This is a genomic window from Streptomyces sp. OfavH-34-F, assembly GCF_022347745.1.
In the GTDB taxonomy this organism is placed as follows: Bacteria; Actinomycetota; Actinomycetes; order Streptomycetales; family Streptomycetaceae; genus Streptomyces.
Genome location: NZ_JAKRGC010000042.1, coordinates 1 through 23,344, shown reverse-complemented (window position 1 = coordinate 23,344; position 23,344 = coordinate 1). Strand labels below are relative to the sequence as shown.

General features: G+C 71.6%; 15 protein-coding genes. 8 read left to right on the top strand and 7 right to left on the bottom strand.

Going from position 1 to position 23,344, the window contains the following annotated elements; genetic code table 11:
• Positions 1-186: 186 nt before the first annotated feature.
• The 3 genes from MHW47_RS09925 to MHW47_RS09915 all read left to right on the top strand — a co-directional run bounded on the left by MHW47_RS09925 (position 187) and on the right by MHW47_RS09915 (position 6,807).
• Entirely contained in the window at positions 187-693 is a 507-nt protein-coding gene (locus tag MHW47_RS09925; protein WP_239222295.1) for a hypothetical protein, read from the top strand.
• A 50-nt stretch (positions 694-743) separates the two neighbouring features.
• Positions 744-1,418, top strand: a complete 675-nt coding sequence (locus tag MHW47_RS09920) for an HAD family hydrolase (RefSeq protein WP_239222294.1) — start codon at positions 744-746, stop codon at positions 1,416-1,418.
• 394 nt (positions 1,419-1,812) lie between these two features.
• Positions 1,813-6,807 carry an NAD-glutamate dehydrogenase gene (locus tag MHW47_RS09915; RefSeq protein WP_239222293.1) on the top strand — a complete coding sequence of 1,665 codons (4,995 nt, stop codon included), beginning with the start codon at positions 1,813-1,815 and terminating at the stop codon, positions 6,805-6,807.
• 100 nt (positions 6,808-6,907) lie between these two features.
• Here MHW47_RS09915 and MHW47_RS09910 read toward each other — a convergent pair whose 3' ends face one another.
• Together MHW47_RS09910 and MHW47_RS09905 are read right to left on the bottom strand one after the other, a co-directional pair.
• The gene (locus MHW47_RS09910) at positions 6,908-7,675 is read right to left on the bottom strand and encodes an ABC transporter ATP-binding protein (RefSeq protein WP_239222303.1); all 768 of its coding nucleotides are present in this window, start codon (positions 7,673-7,675) and stop codon (positions 6,908-6,910) included.
• Positions 7,676-7,679: 4 nt separating this feature from the next.
• Positions 7,680-8,618, bottom strand: coding sequence for an ABC transporter permease (locus MHW47_RS09905; protein WP_374230077.1), 939 nt, complete (start codon positions 8,616-8,618; stop codon positions 7,680-7,682).
• Positions 8,619-8,776: 158 nt separating this feature from the next.
• On the opposite strand from MHW47_RS09905, the gene MHW47_RS09900 reads away from it, so the two are divergent.
• The 5 genes from MHW47_RS09900 to MHW47_RS09880 all read left to right on the top strand — a co-directional run bounded on the left by MHW47_RS09900 (position 8,777) and on the right by MHW47_RS09880 (position 16,463).
• Positions 8,777-9,400, top strand: coding sequence for a TetR/AcrR family transcriptional regulator (locus tag MHW47_RS09900; RefSeq protein WP_239222292.1), 624 nt, complete (start codon positions 8,777-8,779; stop codon positions 9,398-9,400).
• Between the two features lie 206 nt (positions 9,401-9,606).
• Entirely contained in the window at positions 9,607-13,137 is a 3,531-nt protein-coding gene (locus MHW47_RS09895; RefSeq protein WP_239222291.1) for a bifunctional glycosyltransferase family 2 protein/CDP-glycerol:glycerophosphate glycerophosphotransferase, read from the top strand.
• A 167-nt stretch (positions 13,138-13,304) separates the two neighbouring features.
• On the top strand, positions 13,305-14,504 hold the full coding sequence (locus MHW47_RS09890) for a glycosyltransferase family 39 protein (RefSeq protein WP_374230078.1): 1,200 nt from the start codon (positions 13,305-13,307) through the stop codon (positions 14,502-14,504).
• On the top strand, positions 14,501-16,015 hold the full coding sequence (locus tag MHW47_RS09885; RefSeq protein ID WP_239222289.1) for a bifunctional glycosyltransferase/class I SAM-dependent methyltransferase: 1,515 nt from the start codon (positions 14,501-14,503) through the stop codon (positions 16,013-16,015). Before MHW47_RS09890 ends, MHW47_RS09885 begins: the two co-directional genes overlap by 4 nt.
• Before the next feature lie 73 nt (positions 16,016-16,088).
• Positions 16,089-16,463 (top strand): EamA family transporter, encoded by a 375-nt coding sequence (locus tag MHW47_RS09880; protein ID WP_239222288.1) that lies wholly within the window; start codon positions 16,089-16,091, stop codon positions 16,461-16,463.
• A gap of 72 nt (positions 16,464-16,535) precedes the next feature.
• Here MHW47_RS09880 and MHW47_RS09875 read toward each other — a convergent pair whose 3' ends face one another.
• From MHW47_RS09875 to MHW47_RS09855, 5 genes are all read right to left on the bottom strand, one after another.
• Positions 16,536-18,710 (bottom strand): bifunctional glycosyltransferase family 2 protein/CDP-glycerol:glycerophosphate glycerophosphotransferase, encoded by a 2,175-nt coding sequence (locus MHW47_RS09875; protein WP_239222287.1) that lies wholly within the window; start codon positions 18,708-18,710, stop codon positions 16,536-16,538.
• Between the two features lie 310 nt (positions 18,711-19,020).
• Complete coding sequence (locus MHW47_RS09870; protein WP_239222286.1) at positions 19,021-19,932, bottom strand: carbohydrate ABC transporter permease; 912 nt, start codon at positions 19,930-19,932, stop codon at positions 19,021-19,023.
• On the bottom strand, positions 19,929-21,353 hold the full coding sequence (locus tag MHW47_RS09865; RefSeq protein WP_239222285.1) for a carbohydrate ABC transporter permease: 1,425 nt from the start codon (positions 21,351-21,353) through the stop codon (positions 19,929-19,931). Before MHW47_RS09865 ends, MHW47_RS09870 begins: the two co-directional genes overlap by 4 nt.
• A 4-nt stretch (positions 21,354-21,357) precedes the next feature.
• On the bottom strand, positions 21,358-22,728 hold the full coding sequence (locus MHW47_RS09860; RefSeq protein ID WP_239222284.1) for an ABC transporter substrate-binding protein: 1,371 nt from the start codon (positions 22,726-22,728) through the stop codon (positions 21,358-21,360).
• Positions 22,729-23,056: 328 nt separating this feature from the next.
• Positions 23,057-23,344, bottom strand: a 288-nt coding sequence (locus MHW47_RS09855; protein ID WP_239222283.1) for a hypothetical protein, incomplete at its 5' end; no start/stop codon positions are given.

The following is a 23,344-nucleotide window of genomic DNA, read 5'->3' as shown; positions in this document are numbered from 1 at the left end:
GTCGACGCGGGCGGGCCGGATTCACCTGTCCGGGTGGTCGCGCACCGGTGGAGCGGGGCGGGGGCGGGGCGCGCAGGGTGACCGGGCGGCGCGCGGTGGACGGGGGCGGGCCTGTGCGCGTAACCCCAAAGGGGGACGCCGCACGTATCCTGAAGGGCGTTCCCGACTAAGAAAGCGGCGGAGCCCATGCGCGTGTACGTACCCCTGACCCTCGCCGGTCTCGCCGCCGCACACCGGTCCGGTGAACTGGGCCCCGGCCCGCTCACCGCCTACGCGGTCACCCCGGCGCTGCGCGAGTGGTACGTCTCCGACGACATCGAGGAGCTGGAGTACGCGGCGCTCAACCGGGCCGCCTCCGCCTCGCTGCGGCTGATCGCCGGTGACCCGGAGGCGGCCAGGCGCCGGGTCGTCGTCGCCGTGGACGTGCCGGACGGGGCCGCGGTCGCCGACCCGGACAGCATCCTGGACGCCTCCTCGCTCGGCGAGGTCACCGTCGCCTCCGCCGTCCCGCTGGCGAAGGCCGCCGCGGTGCACGTCGACTCGGACGAGGCCGGCCCGGACGTCACGGCCGCCGCGGCCGCGCTGGGCGCCGCCGACCTCGGGGACGACGACGCGCAGTTCACCGTGGACGGCGCCGAGGACCACGAGCTGCTGTGGTTCGGGGTGCAGGAGATCCCCGGCCTGATCGGGTAGGCGTCGGGTAGGCGAGGGCGTTGTCAGTGGGGGCGAGTACGGTGCAGGGCATGGGGATCGCACCGGGGGAACACCGCACGCATCTGGTCTGGGACTGGAACGGCACGCTGCTCGACGACAACACCGCCGTCGTCGGCGCGACCAACGCCGCGTTCGGCGAGGTCGGCCTGGCCCCGATCACGGTCGAGCAGTACCGGGAGATGTACTGCATCCCGATACCCCGCTTCTACGAGCGCCTCATGGGCCGGCTCCCCACCGACGAGGAGTGGGAGCTGATGGACGGCGTCTTCCACCGCTTCTACACGGAGCAGCGGGCGGCCTGCGGGCTCACCGCCGGGGCGGCCGAACTGCTCTCCCGGTGGCAGCTCACCGGCCGCAGCCAGTCGATCATGAGCATGTACCGGCACGACGAGCTGCTCCCCGTCGTCCGCGGGTTCGGCATAGAGCGCCATTTCGTCCGGGTGGACGGGCGCACGGGGCCGTCCGGCGGCAGCAAGGCGCAGTACATGGAGCGGCACCTCGCGGCGCTGGAGGGGGTCTCCCCCCGGCACACGGTGGTCATAGGCGACGCGGTGGACGACGCCGTGGCCGCCGCCCACGTCGGCGCCAAGGCCGTGCTCTACACGGGCGGCTCGCACAGCCGGGCCAGCCTGGAGAAGGCCGGTGTGCCCGTCGTGGACACCCTGGCCGAGGCCACCGCCCTCGCCGAGCAGCTGACCCGGTAGCCGGAGCGGAACCGCCCGCCCCGTTCCCGCGCCGCCTCGCCCTACCCCGGCCCGCGCGCGTCCGGCCTGTCCAGAGTGTCAAACTTCGCGTCGTTCTTTTGTGCACATCCGGATCGTGACGGTCATGGGTGCGGGCGAGATAGCCTGGACCCCGTGATCAGCGCGATACGCCTCGGGGGCAGCGAAGCCCCCGGCCCGCGCCCGGAGCGCCACAGCGTCCGGGCTGCCTCGACTGATCCCTCCCACCCGGACCGACCGCTGAAAACGGGCGACGAGGTCACGGGGATCTCTCACCGCGGCATAGCGTCGACCCTGACCGGAAATCCCGCGTCACGGCGCTACGCCGACCTTTTCACCTACGTCACGCAACGGCGCGCGACAGGAGCCAGAGGACATGCAGACCAAGCTGGACGAAGCCAAGGCCGAGCTGCTCGCACGGGCTGCCAAGGTAGCTGACAACAGTTCGGGCGGTGGTGTCGGCGGGCCGGGCGGGGCCCCCCGCGTCCACGTCGCCGAAGGCTCCGCGGGGGCCGGACAGGATCGGTCCCGCCAGGACGTCCTGCTCTCCTACCTCCAGCGCTACTACCTGCACACGGCCCCGGAGGACCTCGTCGGCCGCGACCCGATCGACGTCTTCGGCGCCGCGTCCTCGCACTACCGGCTGGCCGAAGACCGCCCCCAGGGCAAGGCGAACGTCCGGGTGCACACCCCGACCGTCGAGGAGAACGGCTGGACCTGCAGCCACTCCGTGGTGGAGGTCGTCACCGACGACATGCCGTTCCTGGTCGACTCCGTCACCAACGAGCTGTCCCGCCAGGGCCGCGGCATCCACGTCGTGATCCACCCGCAGGTCGTCGTCCGCCGCGACGTCACCGGCAAGCTCGTCGAGGTCCTCACCGAGGGCACCGGCCGCGACGGCGGCAAGGGCGCCAAGGACCAGAAGGGCCTGCCGCACGACGCCCTCGTCGAGTCCTGGATCCACGTCGAGATCGACCGCGAGACCGACCGCGCCGACCTCAAGCAGATCCAGAGCGACCTGCTGCGCGTCCTGTCCGACGTACGGGAGACCGTCGAGGACTGGGAGAAGATGCGGGACGCGGCGCTGCGCATCGCCGACGACCTGCCCGGCGAACCGCTCGACGACCTCGCCGACGACGAGGTCAACGAGGCCAGGGAGCTGCTGCGCTGGCTCGCCGCCGACCACTTCACCTTCCTCGGCTACCGCGAGTACGAGCTGCGGGACACCGACGCGCTGGCCGCCGTCCCCGGCACCGGCCTCGGCATCCTGCGCTCCGACCCGCACCACACGCAGGACGAGGCCCACCCGGTCAGCCCCTCCTTCGACCGGCTGCCCGCCGACGCCCGCGCCAAGGCCCGCGAGCACAAGCTGCTCGTCCTGACCAAGGCCAACAGCCGCGCCACCGTGCACCGCCCCAGCTACCTCGACTACGTCGGCGTGAAGAAGTTCGACGCCGAGGGCAACGTCATCGGCGAGCGCCGCTTCCTCGGCCTCTTCTCGTCCGCCGCCTACACCGAGTCCGTGCGCCGGGTGCCCGTCATCCGCCGCAAGGTGGCCGAGGTCCTGGAGGGCGCCGGGTTCACCCCCAACAGCCACGACGGCCGCGACCTGCTCCAGATCCTGGAGACCTACCCGCGCGACGAGCTGTTCCAGACCCCCGTCGACCAGCTGCGCTCCGTCGTCACCTCGGTCCTCTACCTCCAGGAGCGCCGCCGGCTGCGGCTCTACCTGCGCCAGGACGAGTACGGCCGCTACTACTCCGCGATCGTCTACCTGCCGCGCGACCGCTACACCACCGGTGTCCGGCTCCGGCTGATCGACATCCTCAAGGAGGAGCTGAACGGCACCAGCGTCGACTTCACCGCCTGGAACACCGAGTCGATCCTCTCCCGGCTGCACTTCGTCGTCCGCGTCGCCCCCGGCAGCGAGCTGCCCAGCCTCACGGACGGCGAGGCCGAGCGCATCGAGGCCCGGCTCGTCGAGGCCGCCCGCTCCTGGGCGGACGGCTTCCAGGAGGCGCTGACCGCCGAGTGCGGCGAGGAACGCGCCGCCGAACTGCTCCGCCAGTACGGGCACTCCTTCCCCGAGGGCTACAAGGCCGACCACTCGGCGCGCGCCGCCGTGGCCGACATCGTCCACCTCGACGCGCTCAAGCAGGACAGCCGGGACTTCTCCCTCAGCCTCTACGAGCCGGTCGGCGCCGCCCCCGGCGAGCGCCGCTTCAAGATCTACCGCACCGGCGAGCAGGTCTCCCTGTCCGCCGTGCTGCCCGCCCTCCAGCGGCTCGGCGTCGAGGTCGTCGACGAGCGCCCGTACGAGCTGCGCTGCGCCGACCGCACGCACGCCTGGATCTACGACTTCGGGCTGCGGATGCCGCAGGCCACCTCCAACGACGGCTATCTGGCGGACGGGGCCCGCGAGCGCTTCCAGGACGCCTTCGCCGCCGTATGGACCGGCGAGGCGGAGAACGACGGTTTCAACGCCCTGGTGCTGAGCGCCGGGCTCGACTGGCGGCAGGCCATGGTGCTGCGCGCCTACGCGAAGTACCTGCGCCAGGCCGGTTCCACGTTCAGCCAGGACTACATGGAGTCCACCCTCCAGAACAACGTCCACACCACCCGGCTCCTCGTCTCGCTCTTCGAGGCCCGGATGTCGCCCGGCCGCCAGGCCGCCGGCACGGAGCTGACCGACGGGCTCCTCGAAGAACTCGACGGGGCCCTCGACCAGGTCGCCTCGCTCGACGAGGACCGCATCCTGCGCTCCTTCCTGACCGTCATCAAGGCGACCCTGCGCACCAACTTCTTCCAGCGCACGGACGGCGGCGAGCCGCACGCGTACGTCTCGATGAAGTTCGACCCGCAGTCCATCCCGGACCTGCCCGCGCCCCGCCCCGCGTTCGAGATCTGGGTGTACTCGCCCCGCGTGGAGGGCGTCCACCTGCGCTTCGGCAAGGTCGCCCGCGGCGGTCTGCGCTGGTCGGACCGGCGCGAGGACTTCCGCACCGAGATCCTCGGCCTGGTCAAGGCGCAGATGGTGAAGAACACCGTCATCGTGCCGGTCGGCGCCAAGGGCGGCTTCGTCGCCAAGCAACTACCCGACCCCTCCGTGGACCGGGACGCCTGGCTGGCCGAGGGCGTTGCTGCCTACCGCACCTTCATCTCGGCGCTCCTGGACATCACCGACAACATGGTGGCCGGCGAGGTCGTGCCGCCCAAGGACGTCGTCCGGCACGACGAGGACGACACCTACCTCGTCGTCGCGGCCGACAAGGGCACCGCGAAGTTCTCCGACATCGCCAACGAGGTCGCCGTCGCGTACGGCTTCTGGCTCGGCGACGCCTTCGCCTCCGGCGGCTCCGCCGGCTACGACCACAAGGGCATGGGCATCACCGCCCGCGGCGCCTGGGAGTCCGTCAAGCGGCACTTCCGCGAGCTGGGCCACGACACCCAGACCGAGGACTTCACCGTCGTCGGCGTCGGCGACATGTCCGGGGACGTCTTCGGCAACGGCATGCTGCTCTCCGAGCACATCCGGCTCGTCGCCGCCTTCGACCACCGGCACATCTTCATCGACCCGAACCCGGACGCCGCCACCTCCTACGCCGAGCGGCGCCGCCTCTTCGACCTGCCGCGCAGCTCCTGGGCCGACTACGACAAGGAGCTGATCTCCGCGGGCGGCGGCGTCCACCCGCGCAGCGCCAAGTCCATCCCGGTCAACGCCCACATGCGCGAGGCGCTCGGCATCGAGGCCGGCGTGAGCAAGCTGACGCCCGCCGAGCTGATGCAGGCCGTCCTCAAGGCCCCCGTCGACCTCGTGTGGAACGGCGGCATCGGCACGTACATCAAGTCCACCACCGAGTCGAACGCGGACGTCGGGGACAAGGCCAACGACCCGATCCGCGTCAACGGCGCCGACCTGCGCGCCAAGGTCGTCGGCGAGGGCGGCAACCTGGGCTGCACCCAGCTCGGCCGCATCGAGTTCGCCCGCGACGGCGGCCGGATCAACACCGACGCCATCGACAACAGCGCCGGTGTGGACACCTCCGACCACGAGGTGAACATCAAGATCCTGCTCAACGGGCTGGTGCGCGACGGCGACATGACCGTCAAGCAGCGCAACGCGCTGCTCGCCGAGATGACCGACGAGATCGGCCGCCTGGTGCTCCGCAACAACTACGCCCAGAACACGGCTCTCGCCAACTCGGTCTCCCAGGCGCCCTCCCTGCTCCACGCCCAGCAGCGCTTCATGCGCCGCCTCGGCCGCGACGGGCACCTCGACCGGGCGCTGGAGTTCCTGCCCAGCGACCGGCAGATCCGCGAGCTGCTGAGCGCCGGCAAGGGGCTGACCCAGCCGGAGCTGGCCGTGCTGCTCGCCTACACGAAGATCACCGCCGCGCAGGAGCTGATCGGCACCAGCCTGCCGGACGACCCGCACCTGCAGAAGCTGCTCCACGCCTACTTCCCGGAGCAGCTCACCGCCCGCTACCCGGAGGCGGTCGACGGACACGCCCTGCGGCGCGAGATCATCACCACGGTGCTGGTCAACGACACCGTCAACAGCGGCGGTTCGACGTTCCTGCACCGGCTGCGGGAGGAGACCGGCGCCTCCATCGAGGAGATCGTGCGGGCGCAGTTCGCGGCCCGCGAGATCTTCGGCCTCAGCGAGGTGTGGGACGCCGTCGAGGCCCTCGACAACGAGGTCGCCGCCGAGGTGCAGACCCGCATCCGGCTGCACTCGCGGCGCCTCGTCGAGCGCGGTTCGCGCTGGCTGCTGGGCAACCGGCCGCAGCCGCTGGCGATCTCCGAGACGGTCGACTTCTTCCGCGACGGCGTCGAGCAGGTCTGGGCCGCGCTGCCGAAGATGCTCAAGGGCGCCGACCAGGAGTGGTACCAGGGCATCCTGGAGGAGCTGACCGAGGCGGGTGTGCCGGACGAGCTGGCGCAGCGCGTCGCCGGGTTCTCCTCGGCCTTCCCCGCGCTCGACATCGTGGCGATCGCGGACCGCACCGGCAAGGAGCCGCTGGCCGTCGCCGAGGTGTACTACGACCTCGCGGACCGGCTGGGGATCACCCAGCTGATGGACCGGATCATCGAGCTGCCGCGCGCGGACCGGTGGCAGTCCATGGCCCGCGCGTCCATCCGCGAGGACCTGTACGCGGCGCACGCGGCGCTCACCGCCGACGTGCTGAGCGTGGGCAACGGGGCGTCGTCCCCGCAGGAGCGGTTCGACGCGTGGGAGGAGAAGAACGCGGCGATCCTGGCACGGTCGCGGTCCACGCTGGAGGAGATCCAGGGCTCGGACGCGTTCGACCTCGCCAACCTGTCGGTGGCGATGCGGACGATGCGCACGCTGCTGCGCACGCACGTCTAGCCGGAACAGCCGGAACAGCCGGAACGGCTGAAACCGGAACAGCCGGAAAGGGCGGCCGCGGGGACATCCCCGCGGCCGCCCTCTGCATCGGGCGACCGCCTCAGCGTTTCGCGGTGGCCTTCTCGTACTCCCGCATGACCTCCCGGGCCGGGCCGTCCATGCGCAGGACGCCCGCCTCCAGCCAGATCGCCCGGTCGCAGGTCTCGGTGATCGACTTGTTGTGGTGGCTCACCAGGAACACCGTGCCGGCCTGCTCGCGCAGTTCCCGGATGCGGTCCTTGCTGCGCTGCTGGAAGCGGGCGTCACCCGTGGACAGGGCCTCGTCGATCAGCAGCACGTCGTGGTTCTTGGCGGCGGCGATGGAGAAGCGCAGGCGGGCCGCCATGCCGGAGGAGTACGTGCGCATGGGCAGCGTGATGAAGTCGCCCTTGTCGTTGATGCCCGAGAACTCGACGATCTCCTCGTAGCGCTCGCGGATCTCCGCGCGGGTCATGCCCATGGCCAGGCCGCCGAGCACCACGTTGCGCTCGCCGGTCAGGTCGCTCATCAGGGCCGCGTTGACGCCGAGGAGCGAAGGCTGGCCGTGAGTGTGGACGCGGCCCTTCGAGGCGGGCAGCAGTCCGGCGATGGCCTTCAGCAGGGTGGACTTGCCGGAGCCGTTGGAGCCGATGAGCCCGATCGCCTCCCCCTTGTACGCGGCGAAGCTGACGCCCTTCACGGCGTGCACCTCGCGCACGCCCGGAGCCTGCCGGCGTGACGCGATCCGGCTCAGCGCGGAGGTGGCGCTGCCCCGGCCGGTGCGGGCGCCGTTGACCCGGTACGTGATGTGGACGTCGTCCACGACGACCGTCGGCACCGCGGAATCCATGCGCTCAGCCACGTCCGTAACTCTCCTCGGCCTTCCAGAAGTACAGGAACCCGCCCGCGCCGCACAGCAGGGCCCAGCCGGCCGCGACGGCCCAGACGTGCGGGGGCAGTTGGTGCCCGGCGAAGCTGTCGATCAGCGCGAAGCGCATCAGGTCGATGTAGACGGCCGCCGGGTTGAGCTCCAGGGCCAGCTTCACCCAGTGCGGCACCCGGTCCCCGCTCAGCATCGTGTCCATGCTCCACATCACGCCGGAGGCGTACATCCAGGTGCGCAGCACGAACGGGGTGAGCTGGGCGATGTCCGGGGTGCGCGCGGCGAGCCGGGCCATGACCATCGAGACGCCGGTGTTGAAGACGGCCTGGAGGGCCAGGGCCGGCACCGCGAGCAGCCAGGACGGCCGCGGGAACTGGCCGAAGGCCAGCAGGATCAGGACCAGCGCGCCCAGCGAGAAGAGCAGTTGCTGGAGCTGTTGCAGGGCGAGCGCGATCGGCAGCGAGGCGCGCGGGAAGTGGAGCGCCCGGACGAGCCCGATGTTGCCGCTGACGGCGCGCGTCCCGGCGGTGATCGACGAGCTGGTGAACGTCCAGATGAAGACGCCGGTGACCAGGAAGGGCACGTAGTCCGGCACGCCGTGCTTCGTCTTCATCAGGATGCCGAAGATGAAGTAGTAGACCGTCGCGTTGAGCAGCGGGGTCATGATCTGCCAGATCTGGCCCAGTCTCGCCTGGCTGTACTGGGCGGTGAGCTTGGCCGTGGCGAACGCCGTGATGAAGTGCCGGCGCCCCCACAGCTGCCGTACGTACTCCGGCAGGGAGGGGCGCGCCCCGCTGACGGTCAGACCGTGGCGTGCGGCGAGCGCGGCGAGTTCGCCGGGGCCGTACACGGGCGGGGCGGGAGGCGGCGGGGTGTCCACCGGGGCCGGGGCTGTTGTCTGGCTCACCACGATCGCTTTCGACGGGAGGCGGGCAGGCGGGGGCACGGCGTACGGGCGGGGGAGTACCCACCCGGCGACGGGACGGAACCGTTTCGTCGTAACGCCGAGGTTAGGACGTCGCGACGTCGGAACGCAACCGTTTCGTCGTCGCGGACTATGATTCGGCCATGACCACCGACCCCGGAAGCCGCCGCCGAGCCCCGGCGGGAGCCGCCGTCCTGCGCGAGGACGTGACCGACGCCATCCGCAGCGCGGTGTTCGCGGAGCTGGCGGCGGTCGGCTTCGCGCGGATGTCCATCGAGGGCATCGCGCGCCGGGCCGGCGTCGGCAAGACGGCCGTCTACCGCCGCTGGAAGTCCAAGCTGCACCTGGTCCTCGACCTGGTCTCGGCGGTCGCCGCGCAGGGCATGCCCGCCCCGGCGACCGGCTCGCTGTACGGGGACGTGCGCGCCGTGCTCGAACTGGCCGCGTACGCCCTGCGCCACCCGCTCGCCTCCCAGGTCATCCCGGACCTGCTGGTCGAGGCGGCCCGCAACCCGGAGATCTCCGACGCCATCAAGGCGGCCCTGCTCGATCCGCAGGAAGGCGTGGCCGCCGTGGTCGTCCGGGACGCCGTCGCCCGCGGCGAGCTGCCGCCCGGCAGCGACCCCGACCGGGCGCTCGACCTGATCGTCGGACCGCTCTACTGGCGGCTCGCGGTGGTCCGCGGCGAGCTGCCGCCGGGATATCTGGACGACCTGGCCGCCTCCGCCGTGACGGCGCTCACACACGGCGCGCCCCCCGCCGGGTGAAGGCCCGAACGGGTGTGCAAGCGTGTTTGTAGGGGTCACCCGTCGATCGGTTAATCTGGTGGGCGGGCCGCCCACCGGGCCTTCCGGAGCGTGGGCGAGGGGCGAGCACGGTGCAGGCGTAGTCACTCGTTCGGGACCGTAACCGGTGACCCGCGACCGCCCTCGCGGTTGAGCCCTACGGATAGCCAGGCCCTTGATGAACGGACGTGCTCAACATGCCGCCACGGCTCAGTGTCGTTGTCCCCGTCTACAACGTGGAACTCTTCCTGACGGACTGCCTGAAGTCCCTCGCGGAGCAGACCATGACCGACCTCGAGGTGGTGATGGTCGACGACGGGTCCACCGACGGCAGTGCCGCGCTGGCCGAGGAGTTCGCCGCGGGCGACGACCGCTTCAAGCTGGTCCGGCAGAAGAACGGCGGGCTGGGGCACGCCCGTAACACCGGCTTCCGCAACTGCCACCCGGAGAGCCGCTACCTGGCCTTCTGCGACAGCGACGACATCATCCCGCCGAACGCCTACGAGCTGCTCGTCGAGTCGCTGGAGGAGACCGGCTCGGACCTGGCCTCCGGCAACGTGCTGCGGCTGCGGGCCGGCGGGAAGCTCGTGCAGTCGCCGATGTTCCGCAAGCCCATGGCCACCACGCGCAAGCGCACCCACGTCTCGCGCGACCTGGACCTCCTCGGCGACCGCATCGCCTGCAACAAGGTCTTCCGCCGCTCCTTCTGGGACAAGCACGAGTTCGCCTTCCCGGTCGGCGCGCTGTACGAGGACATCCCCGTCGTGCTGCCCGCCCACTTCCTGGCCGGCGCCGTGGACATCGTCAAGGACCCCGTCTACTACTGGCGCGACCGCCCCGGCTCCATCACCACCAGCCGGGCCGTCGTCCGCGGCATCCGCGACCGCGTCGCCCACGTCCAGGGGGTCTCCGAGTTCCTGGCCGAGAAGCGCACCGCCGCCGACAAGAACCACTACGAGGCCCACGCGCTGGCCAACGACCTCTGGTACTTCATGGAGGTCCTGCCGGACGGCGACCAGGAGTACCGGGACGCCTTCCTCACGTACACCAACAAGTTCATCGACCAGGTCGACCCCTCGGTCCTCGACGGACTGCCGCTGCGGCTGCGCGTGATGTGGTACCTGGTGCGCGAGCACCGCATGGACGAGCTGCTGGCCCTGCTCCTCCAGGACAAGCGCGAGCCCGGCGCCTTCGAGGTCAGCGGCCTCCGCCGCCGCCAGGCCCACTACCCGGTGCTCACCCGCCCCGTGCCCGCCCCGGTGCTGCGCGTGGCCGACAGCGACCTGCCGCTCGCCGCCCGGCTGCGCGACGCCCAGTGGCGCGACGGCAAGCTGTTCCTCAAGGGCTACGCGTACGTGCGCAACCTCCCGGTCACCTCCGGGCCCAGCGAGTTCCGCATGGGCTGGCTCCGGGCCGGCAAGCGCAACGTCGTCCCGCTGCGGCTGCGCCGCGTGGACGAGCCCGAGGCCACCGCCCGCTCCCGCCAGAGCCTGCACGACTACCACCGCTCCGGCTTCGAGACCTCCGTGGACGCCTCCCGGCTCCGCATCCAGGCCGACAGCGGCCCCAAGCAGCTCACCTGGCAGTTCGAGGTCGGCATCGCCCGCAACGGCCTGCTGCGCCGCGCCTACCCCTCGGTCCGCGAGGCCTCCGTCGCCCCGCACGTCCACCGCCCCGACGGCGACCACCGCATCGTCCCCGCCTTCGACGGCGACAAGCTGGTGCTGCACGCCGAGCGCGTGGACGCCCGGTTCGAGACGCACGCCGGCGACAAGCCCGGCACCGTCACGGTCTCCGGCGTCGTCCGTACCCGCCTGGTCAAGGGCGAGCTGACGCTGCGTCTGACGCACGGCGCCACCAAGACCACCTACGAGGTGCCCGTCACCGTGGGCTCCGGCGCCGGAGCCGGCTGGAGTCGCTTCACCGCCGAACTCCCGCTCGCCGCCGCCGAGGAGAACCGCCCGTCCGGCGAGGCCGCGGCCAAGAGCGTGGCGTACAGCGTCCACCTCGTCGGCAAGGGCCTCAAGGCGTCGCTCGACGTGCCCGGCTCGGTGCACCCCGGCCGCTACCCGCTCGCCGACGGACCGGACGGCGCCCGCCGCGAACTGGCCCTCGTCACCAGCTCGCGCGGCAACCTGCTGATCAGCGACCGGCCCGTGCAGCCCGCCGTCGAGCTGGCCAGCTGGACCGAGGACGGCCGGCTGTTCCTGGAGGGCACCTACCCCGAGGACCCGGAGCACCCGGTCGAGCTGGTCGCGCAGAACAGCAGCCACCGCGAGGAACAGGTCTTCCCGGTCGAGTTCACCGGCCCCGACAGCGCCCGCCGCTTCCGGGTCGAACTGCGGCCCGACGCCGTCGAGGGCCCGGGCGGCGCGCTGCCGCTCAGCGAAGGCAACTGGTACTTCTTCTTCCGGGACAAGGGCGCCGCCGACGAGAGCGGCGACCGCGCGCTGCGCATCCCCGCCTCCGCGTTCCACACCCTGCCCGCCACCCGCAACCTGCGCGGCCGCGACTTCACCCTGGAGCGCCGCTTCGGCGACCAGCTCCTGGTCGTCTCCGGCTCCGTGCTCACCGCCGCCGAGCGCGGCCCGCGCGCCAAGCGCCTGCTGACCGAGGCGTACGCCGCCCAGCGCACCGCCCCGCTGCGCGCCGCCGCGCTGTACAGCACCTTCGACGGCCGCCAGTACTCCGACTCGCCCCGCGCGGTCTACGGGGAGCTGGTGCGCCGGGGCACCGAGGTCGAGCACCTCTGGGTCGTCCGCGACCAGCAGGCGGTCATCCCCGAGGGCGCGACCGCCGTCGAGCACGGCTCGGCCGCCTGGCACGACGCGCTGGCCCGCAGCCGCTACATCGTCACCAACACGCAGCTGCCCGAGTGGTTCGTGCGCCGCGAGGACCAGACGGTCGTCCAGACCTGGCACGGCACCCCGCTCAAGCGCATCGGCCTGGAACTCGCGGGCACCGTCCAGGCGAACGCCGCGTACATCGCGACCCTCGCCGACCGGGCCAAGCAGTGGAACTTCCTGGTCTCGCCGAACACGTACTCCACGCCCGTCCTGCGCCGCTCCTTCGGCTTCGAGGGCGAGGTGCTGGAGTGCGGCTACCCGCGCAACGACATCTTCCACGCCCCGGACCGGGCCAAGGTGGCCGCCGCCGTGCGTGAGAAGCTGGGCATTCCGGCCGGCAAGCGCGTCGTCCTGTACGCGCCGACCTGGCGCGAGGACCAGCGGCTCGGCGGCGGGCGTTACGCGCTGGGCCTCCAGCTCGACCTGGCCGCCGCCGAGCGCGAACTCGGCGAGGACACCGTGCTCCTGGTGCGCCGTCACTACATGGTCACCGACCGGCTCCCGGACAGCGGCACCGGCTTCGTCAAGGACGTCTCGCGCTACCCGGACGTCGGCGAACTCATGCTCATCAGCGACGCCCTGGTCACCGACTACTCCTCGCTGATGTTCGACTTCGCCCAGACCGGGCGGCCGATGCTCTTCCACACGTACGACCTGGAGCACTACCGCGACACGCTGCGCGGGTTCAGCTTCGACTTCGAGTCGCGGGCCCCCGGACCGCTGATCCCGGAGTCGGACGACCTGATCGCCGCGCTGCGCGACCCGGAGCAGGCCATCGCCGGACACGCCAAGGCGTACGAGCAGTTCCGGCACGACTTCTGCGACCTCGACGACGGCCGGGCCACCGCCCGCGTGGTCGACCGCATGCTGTAGCCGGCACCCCCGCCCACGGGGGAGCCCCGCTGCCCGGCCGGTGTCCGCACCGGCCGGGCAGCGGCGTTTCCGGGGCCCGGCCCGGCCCAGGGTTTACGCCACGGTGACGATTCGCTGCGTCGCATAGCGTCGCCAACTTGCTACGTTCTGGATTCATGGGTATCCGAATGTGGGGCGAAACGGACGTGCGCCGGGCCAGGGCCGCCGTGCTCGTCGCGGCGACCGCGGGCCTGCTCACCCGTATGATCATCGCGGCCAACTCACCCGGCCCCGCCGACGTACGCATCTTCGAGGGGTTCGCCAAGGCCATCACCGGCTACGGCCCCGTCCGGATCTACGCCCAGCCGCTGCCCGGCCTGCCCGTCTACAACCACCCCCCGCTGGCCGGCTGGATGCTGCTGGGCCTGGACCGCCTCACCGAACTCGGGTTCTCCTTCGCCACCCTGATCCGCGTCCCCGCGTCGGCCGCCGACTTCGCCTGCGCGCTGCTCGTCTTCGAGATCGTCCGCCGCCGCGCCACCCCGCGCACCGCGATGCTGTGCGGCATCGGCGTCGCCGTCAGCCCGGTCCTCGTCGCGACCTCCGGCTACCACGGCAACACCGACGCCGTCGCCGTCGCGTTCGCCCTGGCCGCCGCCCACCTCCTCGCCGACCGCAGGGCACCCCTCGCGGCGGGCATGGCGGCGGCCCTGTCCATCAGCGTCAAGTTCATCCCCGTCGTGGTGATCCCGGCCCTCTTCGTCGCCGCGCTGCGCGGCGGGCGGCCGGTCCTCGTCCGCTTCGCCGCCGGATTCGCGGGCCTGGCCGCCCTGGTCTGGGGGCCCGCCCTGCTGACCGTGCCCCTGGACCTGGAACGCAACGTCCTGGAGTACGCGGGCGGCAGCTACCGGCTGTGGGGGCTGGTCCGCTTCGCGGACGTCCTCGGCCTCCCCGACCAGGCCATCGCCTTCATGCAGGGCGGCGGCCACTTCCTCTTCGTGCTGGCCTGCGTGGCCGCCGGCACCTGGCTCGCCTGGCTGCGGCCCGACCGCGTCGCCGGCGTCGTCGCCCTCACCCTCGGCCTGCTGCTGCTCCTGTCCACCGCCTCCGGCCTCCAGTACCTGACCTGGGCGGCCGCCGGCATGTTCGTCCTCGGCCCGGTCGAAGGATGCGCGTACAGCGTGGCCGCCGGACTCGTCGCCGTACTCGGCTACAGCGGGCGCTCCGCCGTCCGCTGGAGCGAGTTCGTGCTGTACCTGGGCGCCGCCGCCTGGTTCGTCCTGGCGGCCGGCCTCGTCACCGGCCTGCGCCGCCTCCTCGCCCCACCCCCGCTCCCCGTCCCCCACCCCGGCACCGCACCCCGAACGCAACTGGAGAACGCCCCGTGAAGGAAAGCCCGAGCCCCAGGATCGGCATCCTGGTGGTCGCGTACAACGCGGAGACAACGCTGGAGAAGACCCTCGACCGCATCCCGGAGGACTTCCGGGCCCGGATCGACGAGATCCTGATCCTCGACGACGCGAGTCACGACGCCACCTTCACGGCGGGCTGCCGCTGGTCGCAGGCCGAGGGCATGCCGCGCACCGTGGTCATGCGGCACACCAAGAACCTCGGCTACGGCGGCAACCAGAAGGCCGGCTACGCGTTGGCCGCCGCGCACGGACTCGACATCGTCGTCCTGCTGCACGGCGACGGGCAGTACGCCCCCGAACTGCTCCCCGAGATGGTCGCACCCATCGAACGCGGCGAGTGCGAAGCCGTGTTCGGGTCGCGGATGATGACGTCCGGCAGCGCCCTCAAGGGCGGCATGCCCCTCTACAAATGGCTCGGCAACCGCATCCTCACCCGGCTGGAGAACGGGCTGCTCGGCTCGGACCTCACCGAATTCCACTCCGGCTACCGCGCCTACAGCGTCGCCGCCCTCAAGCAGCTGCCCATCGACCGGAACACCGACGCCTTCGACTTCGACACCCAGATCATCGTCCAGCTCCTCAACGCGGGCATGCGGATCAAGGAGATCCCCGTCCCCACCTACTACGGCGACGAGATCTGCTACGTCAACGGCATGAAGTACGCCAAGGACGTCGTCAAGGACGTCCTCGAATACCGGCTGGCCGTCAAGGGGTTCGGGACCTGCCCGTGGATTCCCAAGCCCGTCGGCTACGCCTTCAAGGAGGGCGACGGCTCCTCGCACGCGGTCATCCTGGAGAAGATGCGCGCCCTGCCCCCCGGCCGGGTCCTCGACCTCGGCTGCTCCGGCGGCCTGTTCGCCGAACGGCTGGAGGACCTGGGCCACGAGGTGACCGGCGTGGACTGCGTCGAGGTCCCCGGCGTCCGCGAGCGGTGCAGCCACTTCCACCTCGCCGACCTGGAGGAGGGGCTGCCCGCCGAGGCCGGAACCGGCTTCGACTACGTGGTCGCCGGCGACGTCATCGAACACCTCTCCCGCCCCGGACAGCTCCTCGCCGCCGCGGCCGGTGTGCTCAGGCCGGGCGGCCGGATGCTGCTCTCGGTGCCCAACTTCAGCCACTGGTACTCCCGGCTGCGGGTCGCCCTCGGCGCCTTCGACTACGACCGCCGGGGCATCCTCGACGAGACCCACCTGCGCTTCTTCACCCGCGCCAGCCTGCGCCGCACCGTGCGCGCCGCCGGCTACGACGTCCTGGAACTCTCCTCCACCGGGGCGCCGTTCTGGTCGCTCCTCGGCCGGGGACCGCTGGCCGCCGCGCTAGGCGGGGCGTCGAAACTGCTGACCCGCGTGCGGCCGACGCTGTTCGGCTATCAGCACGTCGCGCTGCTCACCCCGCACGCGGCCGAGACGATCATCGCTGGAGAGCACGTCGATGTACAGGACATCCTCAACCGACAGTACGTCCCCGCCGACCGGGTCGGTGTCTGAGGCACCCCGCCCCGGACTCCCGCGCGCCCCCGAGCGCCCCGCCCCCGAGCCCCCCGCAGTCAGGACCAAGGCCATGACCCTGCCCAGCATGCTGCTGCTCCTGTTCGCCGTGTTCTCCTCGGCCGGCGGCCAGATCATGCTCAAGCACGGGATGAAGGGCGCCGCGGCCGCCGCCGGGCGGGACGGCGGCTCCGTCGCGCTGCGCGCGGCCGGCAGCCCCTGGGTCGTGCTCGGCCTGCTGGTCTTCGCGGTGTCCGCGCTCGCCTGGATGACGACGCTGGCCAAGGTCCCGCTCTCCGTCGCGTATCCGTTCAACGCGCTCGGCTACCTGCTGATCGTGCTCGCCGGGGCGACCGTGCTGCACGAACGGACCTCGCTGTGGACCTGGGGCGGCTCGCTGCTCGTGGTGGTCGGCCTGGTCACGGTGATGGCCGGCCAGCAGCGCTGAGCCCGTGGAACGCCCGAAGGGCCCGCCGCCGGAACGTTCCGGTGCCGGGCCCTTCGGATGCGCGCGGGGCGGTCAGACGGTGCCGGGGGCCGGCGGCTCCTCGCCCAGGAGGACCCGCCGCACCACGCGCTCGGCGGCGTGGCCGTCGTCGTACGGGCAGAACCGCTCCTTGAACGCCTTCAGCAGCGCGGCGTTCTCCGGGCTGTTCCAGCTGCCGTCGGTGAACACGGCCGCCAGCTCGTCCGTGGTCGCGGTGACCGCGCCCGGCGTCTCACCGGGCTTGCCGGACAGCAGGTCGAAGACGACACCGCGGACCGTGCGGTACGTCTCCCAGTCCGGGGCGTGGATGACGATCGGGCGGCCCAGGTTGGCGTAGTCGAACATCACCGAGGAGTAGTCGGTGATCAGCGCGTCCGCCGCCAGGCACAGGTCCTCGACGCGCGGGTACGTGGAGACGTCGATGACCGACGCGTTCCCCGCCAGCCCCGACCCGCCGTAGAAGTAGTGCGCGCGCATCAGCAGCACGGTGTCCGGGCCCACGGCCGCGGAGAACTTGTCCACGTCCAGCCGGCTGGTGAAGCCGGACTCGTAGTCGCGGTGCGTCGGCGCGTACAGCAGGGCCCGCTGGCCGGGGCGGATGCCGAGGTCCTCGCGGATCTTGGCGATCTGCTCCTCGGTGGCCGTCGCGTAGACGTCGTTGCGCGGGTAGCCCGTCTCCAGCGGGCGCGCCGCGCTCGGGTAGGCGCGGGACCACACCTCGGTGGAGTGCGGGTTGGCGGAGACGCTCCAGTCCCAGCGGTCCACGCGCTTGAGCAGCTTGTCGAAGTTGAGCCCCTGGGCGGCCGCCGGGTAGTTCTGCTGGTCCATGCCCATGATCTTCACGGGGGTGCCGTGGTGGGTCATGACGTGGATCTGGCCGGGGCGCTTGACCAGGTGGTCGGGGAAGTTGACGTTGTTGAAGAAGTACGTGGCGCGGGCCAGCACCGACCAGTAGCGGCGGGTGCCCGGCACGACGTAGTCGATGCCCTTGGGCACCGAGTCCACGTGGTTCTTCGAGACCACCCAGACGCCGTGGATGTCGGGCGCCAGCTCCTTCGCCTTGCGGTAGATCGCCTCCGGGTTGCAGCTGACGCCGCGGTTCCAGTAGGCGGCGTACACGGCCAGCTTCGGGTCCAGCGGAAGCTTGCGCTGCGCCTTGTAGTAGCGCTTGGTGAACTGCTTCTTCGCCTTGGCGCGGGCCGTGCTGGGCGCGGCGCGCAGGCTGCGGCGGGTCGCGAGGGCGGTGTCCAGGGCGCCGAGCACCGTGTACTTGCCGTCGCCCATCAGCTGCGGGCGCAGCCCCTTGGCGCCACCGGGGAACTTGAAGCCCTCGGGGCGGTGCGCGCGGTGGAAGGAGGCGACGGCGGAGACGTACTGCCGGCGGCGCTTGGTCACCGTGGGGTACGCGGAGAGCAGCTCCTGGAAGGCGCGCTCGAACAGGAGGCCGCGCACCTCCATCAGGGCCGGGCGGGCCTCGACGAAGGTCATCAGCGCGCTGTACGCCTCGACCAGCTCCAGCGGGGTCGAACCGGTCGTCGGCTCCACCTCGTCCACCAGGCCGGGCAGGTAGCGCTGCTGGCGGTGCTCGACGCAGGCGGTGTCCAGCGTGCCCACGGAGGCCGCCGCGGCGAGGGTCGCCAGCGCGTACATCCGCTCGCCGTGCGGGCCCGGACCGAAGGTCACGGTCTCCCGCTCCAGCAGGCCGCGGCGGACCGCGCGGTTCCAGGAGACCTGGGCGAGGTCGAGGAGGTCGGGGCGGCCCGCGAGGGTGAGCGGGCCGGCGGGCATGGAGCCCAGCTTCTCCAGCGAGCGCGTCGAGCGGGTCTTGCCGCGGAAGGGGCGCTTGCGGTGGCCGAACAGCAGCACGTCCGGGTCGCCGGTGGACTCCAGCCGGTCCACGACGGCCTGGAGCGAGCCGGGGAGGTGGATGTAGTGGCCCTCCAGGAACAGGACGTAGTCCCCGGCGGCCTCCTCGATCCCGGCGTTGCGCCGGCCGTGCGCCCCGGCGCCCGGTTCCAGGTGCACGGCCCGTACGCGGCTGTCGCGCGCGGCGAACTCGTCGAGCACCAGGCCCGAACCGTCCGGCGCGCCGTCGTCCACCCCGATGACCTCGATGTCCGTGAACGACTGGGAGAGCACCGACTCCAGGCACTCGCGCAGACTGCCTCGGGCGCGACGGACGGGGATGATGACACTCAGCCGGGGCATACGGACTCTTTCTCGGACTGTGCGTACTGGGAGAGCACACAGCGTACTGGGGCGGGCTCCGCAGAACGGGTCAGGGGGCGGACGGGCGTACGACATTCGAGGTCAGGGGCGCGTCGGGCCCTGAGCGGTCGACCGCGCGGCTGATGAAGGCCCCACTTATCATACTACCCGGGACAGTAAGTGAACCTTGGGCAATACGGGGCGCGCCGGTCCATGACGGGCACCCTCCGGGCCCGTGATCCCTGGCCCGGACAGGGGTGCGGGGCGCCCCCGCCGACCGGCCGGAGCGCCCCGCACTGTTACGCACCTGCTACTTGACCGCCCCCGCCATCACGCCGGAGACGAACTGGCGCTGGAAGGCGAAGAACACCGCCAGCGGGATCACCATCGAGACGAAGGCGCCGGGCGCCAGCACGTCGATGTTGTTGCCGAACTGGCGTACCTGCTGCTGGAGCGCCACGGTGATCGGCGGCGATCCGGAGTCCGCGAAGATCAGCGCGACCAGCATGTCGTTCCACACCCACAGGAACTGGAAGATGCCGAGCGAGGCGATGGCGGGCCCGCCGAGCGGCATCACGACCCGGGTGAACAGCCGGATCTCGCCCGCCCCGTCCAGCCGCGCCGCCTCCAGCAGTTCCCGGGGGATCTCCGCGAAGAAGTTGCGCAGCAGGAAGATCGCGAACGGCAGCCCGAACGCGGTGTGGAAGAGGACCACGCCGAGGGTCGTCTCGAAGATCCCGATCTCGCCGAACAGCTTCGACACCGGGACGAGCGCGACCTGCACCGGGACCACCAGCAGCCCCACGACGAGCAGGAACCACCAGTCGCGGCCGGGGAAGTCCATCCAGGCGAAGGCGTATCCCGCGAGCGAGCCGATCACGACGACCAGGACCGTCGAGGGCACGGTGATCATCACCGTGCTCAGCAGCGAGTCGGTGATCGCCGAGTTGTCCAGCAGCCGGGAGTAGTTGTCGAGGGTCAGCTCGGAGGGGGCGGTGAAGACCTTCCACCAGCCGGTGGAGGCGATCTTGTCCGGGCCGCGCAGCGAGGACAGCAGCAGCCCCACGGTCGGCATCAGCCAGAACAGGGCCACCAGGACCAGGAAGACCCGCATCACCCCGCCCGCGGCGCCCGCCGCGAGCCGGGCGCCCAGGGACCGCCGGGCCTGGACCGTGCCGGTGCCCCCCGCGGCGGGGGCGGTGTCGGCCGGGGACGTGCTCATCGGCGCCCCTCCTTCCGTATCCGCCTGATGTTGAAGAGCATCACCGGGATCACCAGCAGCAGCAGGAGTACGGCGATGGCGCTGCCGACGCCCAGGTCCGCGTCCGTGCCGAACGCGGACCGGTACAGCTGGAACGCCAGCACATTCGCGTCGTCCTGCGAGGAGCCCGGCGCGATGATGAACACCAGGTCGAAGATCTTGAGCACGTTGATCATCAGCGTGACCAGCACCACCGCCAGGACCGGGGCCAGCATGGGCACGGTGATCCGGCGGAACACCTGCCACTCGTTGGCGCCGTCCACCCGTGCCGCCTCCAGGAGTTCACGCGGCAGTCCGGCCAGACCGGCCGCGATCAGCACCATGGCGAAGCCGGCCCACATCCACACGTAGCTCCCGATGATGCCGGGGGTCACGAGCGTCGGCCCGAGCCAGTTCACGCCGTTGTACGGCTCCCTGAAGTTCTCGGCGGGCAGCCGGAGTTGCGCGCCGTCCGCCGCGGCGGGCAGCGTGAACGTGCCGTCCGCGCCGGCCCTGGCGGTCGCGACGACCTCGCCGTTCCTGACGGCCTCCACCTTCAGGCCCTTGAGGCCCAGTTCTCCGGCGTCGACGACGTTGGGACTGCCGCCGCCGCCCTTGGTGAAGTCCAGCCACGCGGTGCCGGTGATCGCGCCGTCGCCGGCCGCCGCCGGGGCCTTCGCCGGTTCGGCGTCGCCCGGCATCTTCGCCGGGAGCACCCCGACGAGCGGGAGCTGGACCGGCTGTCCGGCGTGGACCGGCGACTTGGTCACGAAGGTGCCGCCGCCGGCCGCCTTCAGCGGGTGCACGGGCAGCGGATGCGCCTTCGGGAAGCCGGAGGACTCGGCGAACGTGTCGTGCACGCCCACCCACACCGCGTTGGCGACCCCGCGCTCCGGCGCCGCGTCGTACACCAGCCGGAAGATGATGCCCGCCGCCAGCATGGAGATCGCCATCGGCATGAAGACGACCAGCTTGAAGGCGGTGCCCCAGCGGATGCGCTCGGTCAGCACCGCGAAGATCAGCCCGAGCGCGGTGGAGATCGTCGGCGCGAACACCACCCAGATCGCGTTGTTCTTGACCGCCGTACGGATGGTGTCGTCCGTGAACAGCGTCCGGTAGTTGTCGAGGCCGGCGAAGCCCGTGCCCGCCTGGTCGAAGAACGACCGGTAGACGGAGTACACGATCGGGTACACCACCAGCGCCCCGAGCAGCACCAGCGCGGGCAGCAGGAAGAGCGCCGCGATCACCCTGCGGGTGCCGGTCACGCTCCGGCCGGGGCGCCCCGGCGCACCGGGGGAGCCGGCCGGGGCGGCCTTCCTGGGGGCGGGCACCCGGTGCCCGCCGGACCGTTGACTGTCGGCGGGGAGCGCCTCGTCGGCGCCCCCCGCTGCCGCTGTCGTCATGCCGTCAGCTCTTGTACGCCTTGGCCGCGTCGGACTCCAGCCTGGCCTGGGTCCCCGCGATGTCCTTCGGGTTCTTGAGGAAGTCCTGGAGGGTCTTCCACTCGCCCTTGCCGGGCGTCCCGCCGAACGACTGAGGCGCCTGGTCGGACATGTCGAACCGGACGGCGTCACCGGCCGCGATCAGCGCCTTCGCCATCGTGCGCTGCACGTCGTTCGGGTACGCGGCCGGGTCCAGGCCCTTGTTGGGGGAGATGAACCCGCCCTGGCCGGCCGCGATCTTCGCCGCGTCGGTGGAGGCCAGCCAGGTGAGCAGCGCCTGGGCGCCCTTGCCGTCCTTGAGCGCGATCGCCGCGTCGCCGCCGGTCACCACGGGGGCCTCGGGGCCGACCGCGGGGAACGGGAAGACCTTCGCGTCCGTGCCGATCTTCGCCTTCGTCTGCGCGATGTTCACGCTGACGAAGTCGCCCTCGTAGACCATGGCGGCCTTCGGCTGCTCCCCGCCGGTGAACGTCTGGGTGACGGACGTCGGGAACTCGGTCTGGAGCGCGCCGTCGGCCCCGCCCGCGATCAGCGACGGCTTGCCGAACAGCTGCGCCAGCGTGGTCAGCGCGTCCTTGACGGACGGGTCCGTCCACTTGATCTTGTGCTGGGCGAGCTGGTCGTACTTCTCCGGACCGGCCTGGGAGAGATAGATGTTCTCGAACCAGTCGGTGAGCGTCCAGCCGTCCGCGCCGCCCACCGAGACCGGCGTGACACCCGAGGCGGACACCGTCTCGGCGGTCTTCAGGAAGTCCTGCCAGGTCTTCGGCTCGCTCGCGCCCGCGTTCTCGAACGCCTTGGCGTTGTACCAGATCAGCGACTTGTTGGCGGCCTTGAAATACACCCCGTACTGGGTGCCGTCCACCGCGCCGAGGTCCTGCCAGACCTTGGCGTAGTTCTTGCTCAGCTCGGCCTTGGCCTCGGCGCCGACCGGCTTGGCCCACTTCTTCGCCACGGCCTGCTGGATCGCCCCCACCTGCGGGATCATCGCGACGTCCGGCGGCTGCCCGCCCGCGATCTTCGTACCGAGGAAGTTGACGATCGGGTCCTGCGCCGGCACGAACGTCACCTGCGCGCCGGTCCGCTTCTCGAACTCGTCGAGCACCTTGACGAAGTTGGCCTGTTCCGGCCCCGTCCAGACCGCGGCGACCGAGAGCTTCTCACCGTCCAGTTTCGGTAAAGCGACACTCGGAGCGGAGTCCTCGGCCGCCGTGGGGCCGCCCTTGTCCGTCTTCTTCTCTCCGCCGTCACCGTCGCCGCCGCAAGCGGTGAGGGCCAGTGCGCCGGCGGCGGTGAACACCACGGCCGCTCTGCGAATACGAAGGGTTGTGCGCATTCCTGCCCCGTCTCTCTGTGCGCGTGCGCCGGACCGGCGCCGGTCCTGAAAGCCAGCGCTCCCGGTCATGCGTCACGTCGTCGTGTGCGCACAGTCCTATGCCCGGCGTCCGGGGGCCGCAATACCGTGCCCGGCCACAACTCCTTGATCGTGATGGGCTCGTGACGTGTCGTCAGTGCAGGTATCCGGCCATTGGGGGACGATCGGGCCGCCCGGCTCCGGCGCCGCTCAGGGCGTGTCGGGGGGCCGGTCCGGGGTGGCCCCGGCGCGCGTCGGGGTGCGGAAGGGGGGCGGCTCCGGCGCGCCGTCGGACGCGCCGGAGCCGGGGTCAGGGGACCAGAGGCGCGAGGGGCTGTGCGTGCACCGAACGCGCCGCCCGCTCCAGCGCGCTGGCGAGCAGCGCCAGGTCCGTCGGCCCGTTGCCCAGCTCCCGGACCGGGCGGCGGGTGGGCGGATCACCCATCCGCTCCCACTCCAGCGGCACCACCGTCGGCCGCAGCGTCGCCGTACGCGGGATGCGGCCCGTCACCCTGCCCCCCTGGAACGGCGTGACCCGCCCGTCCGGATGCCCCAGCCGGCCCCGGCCCGGCGCCGGTTCGTCCGGCGAGGGCGGCAC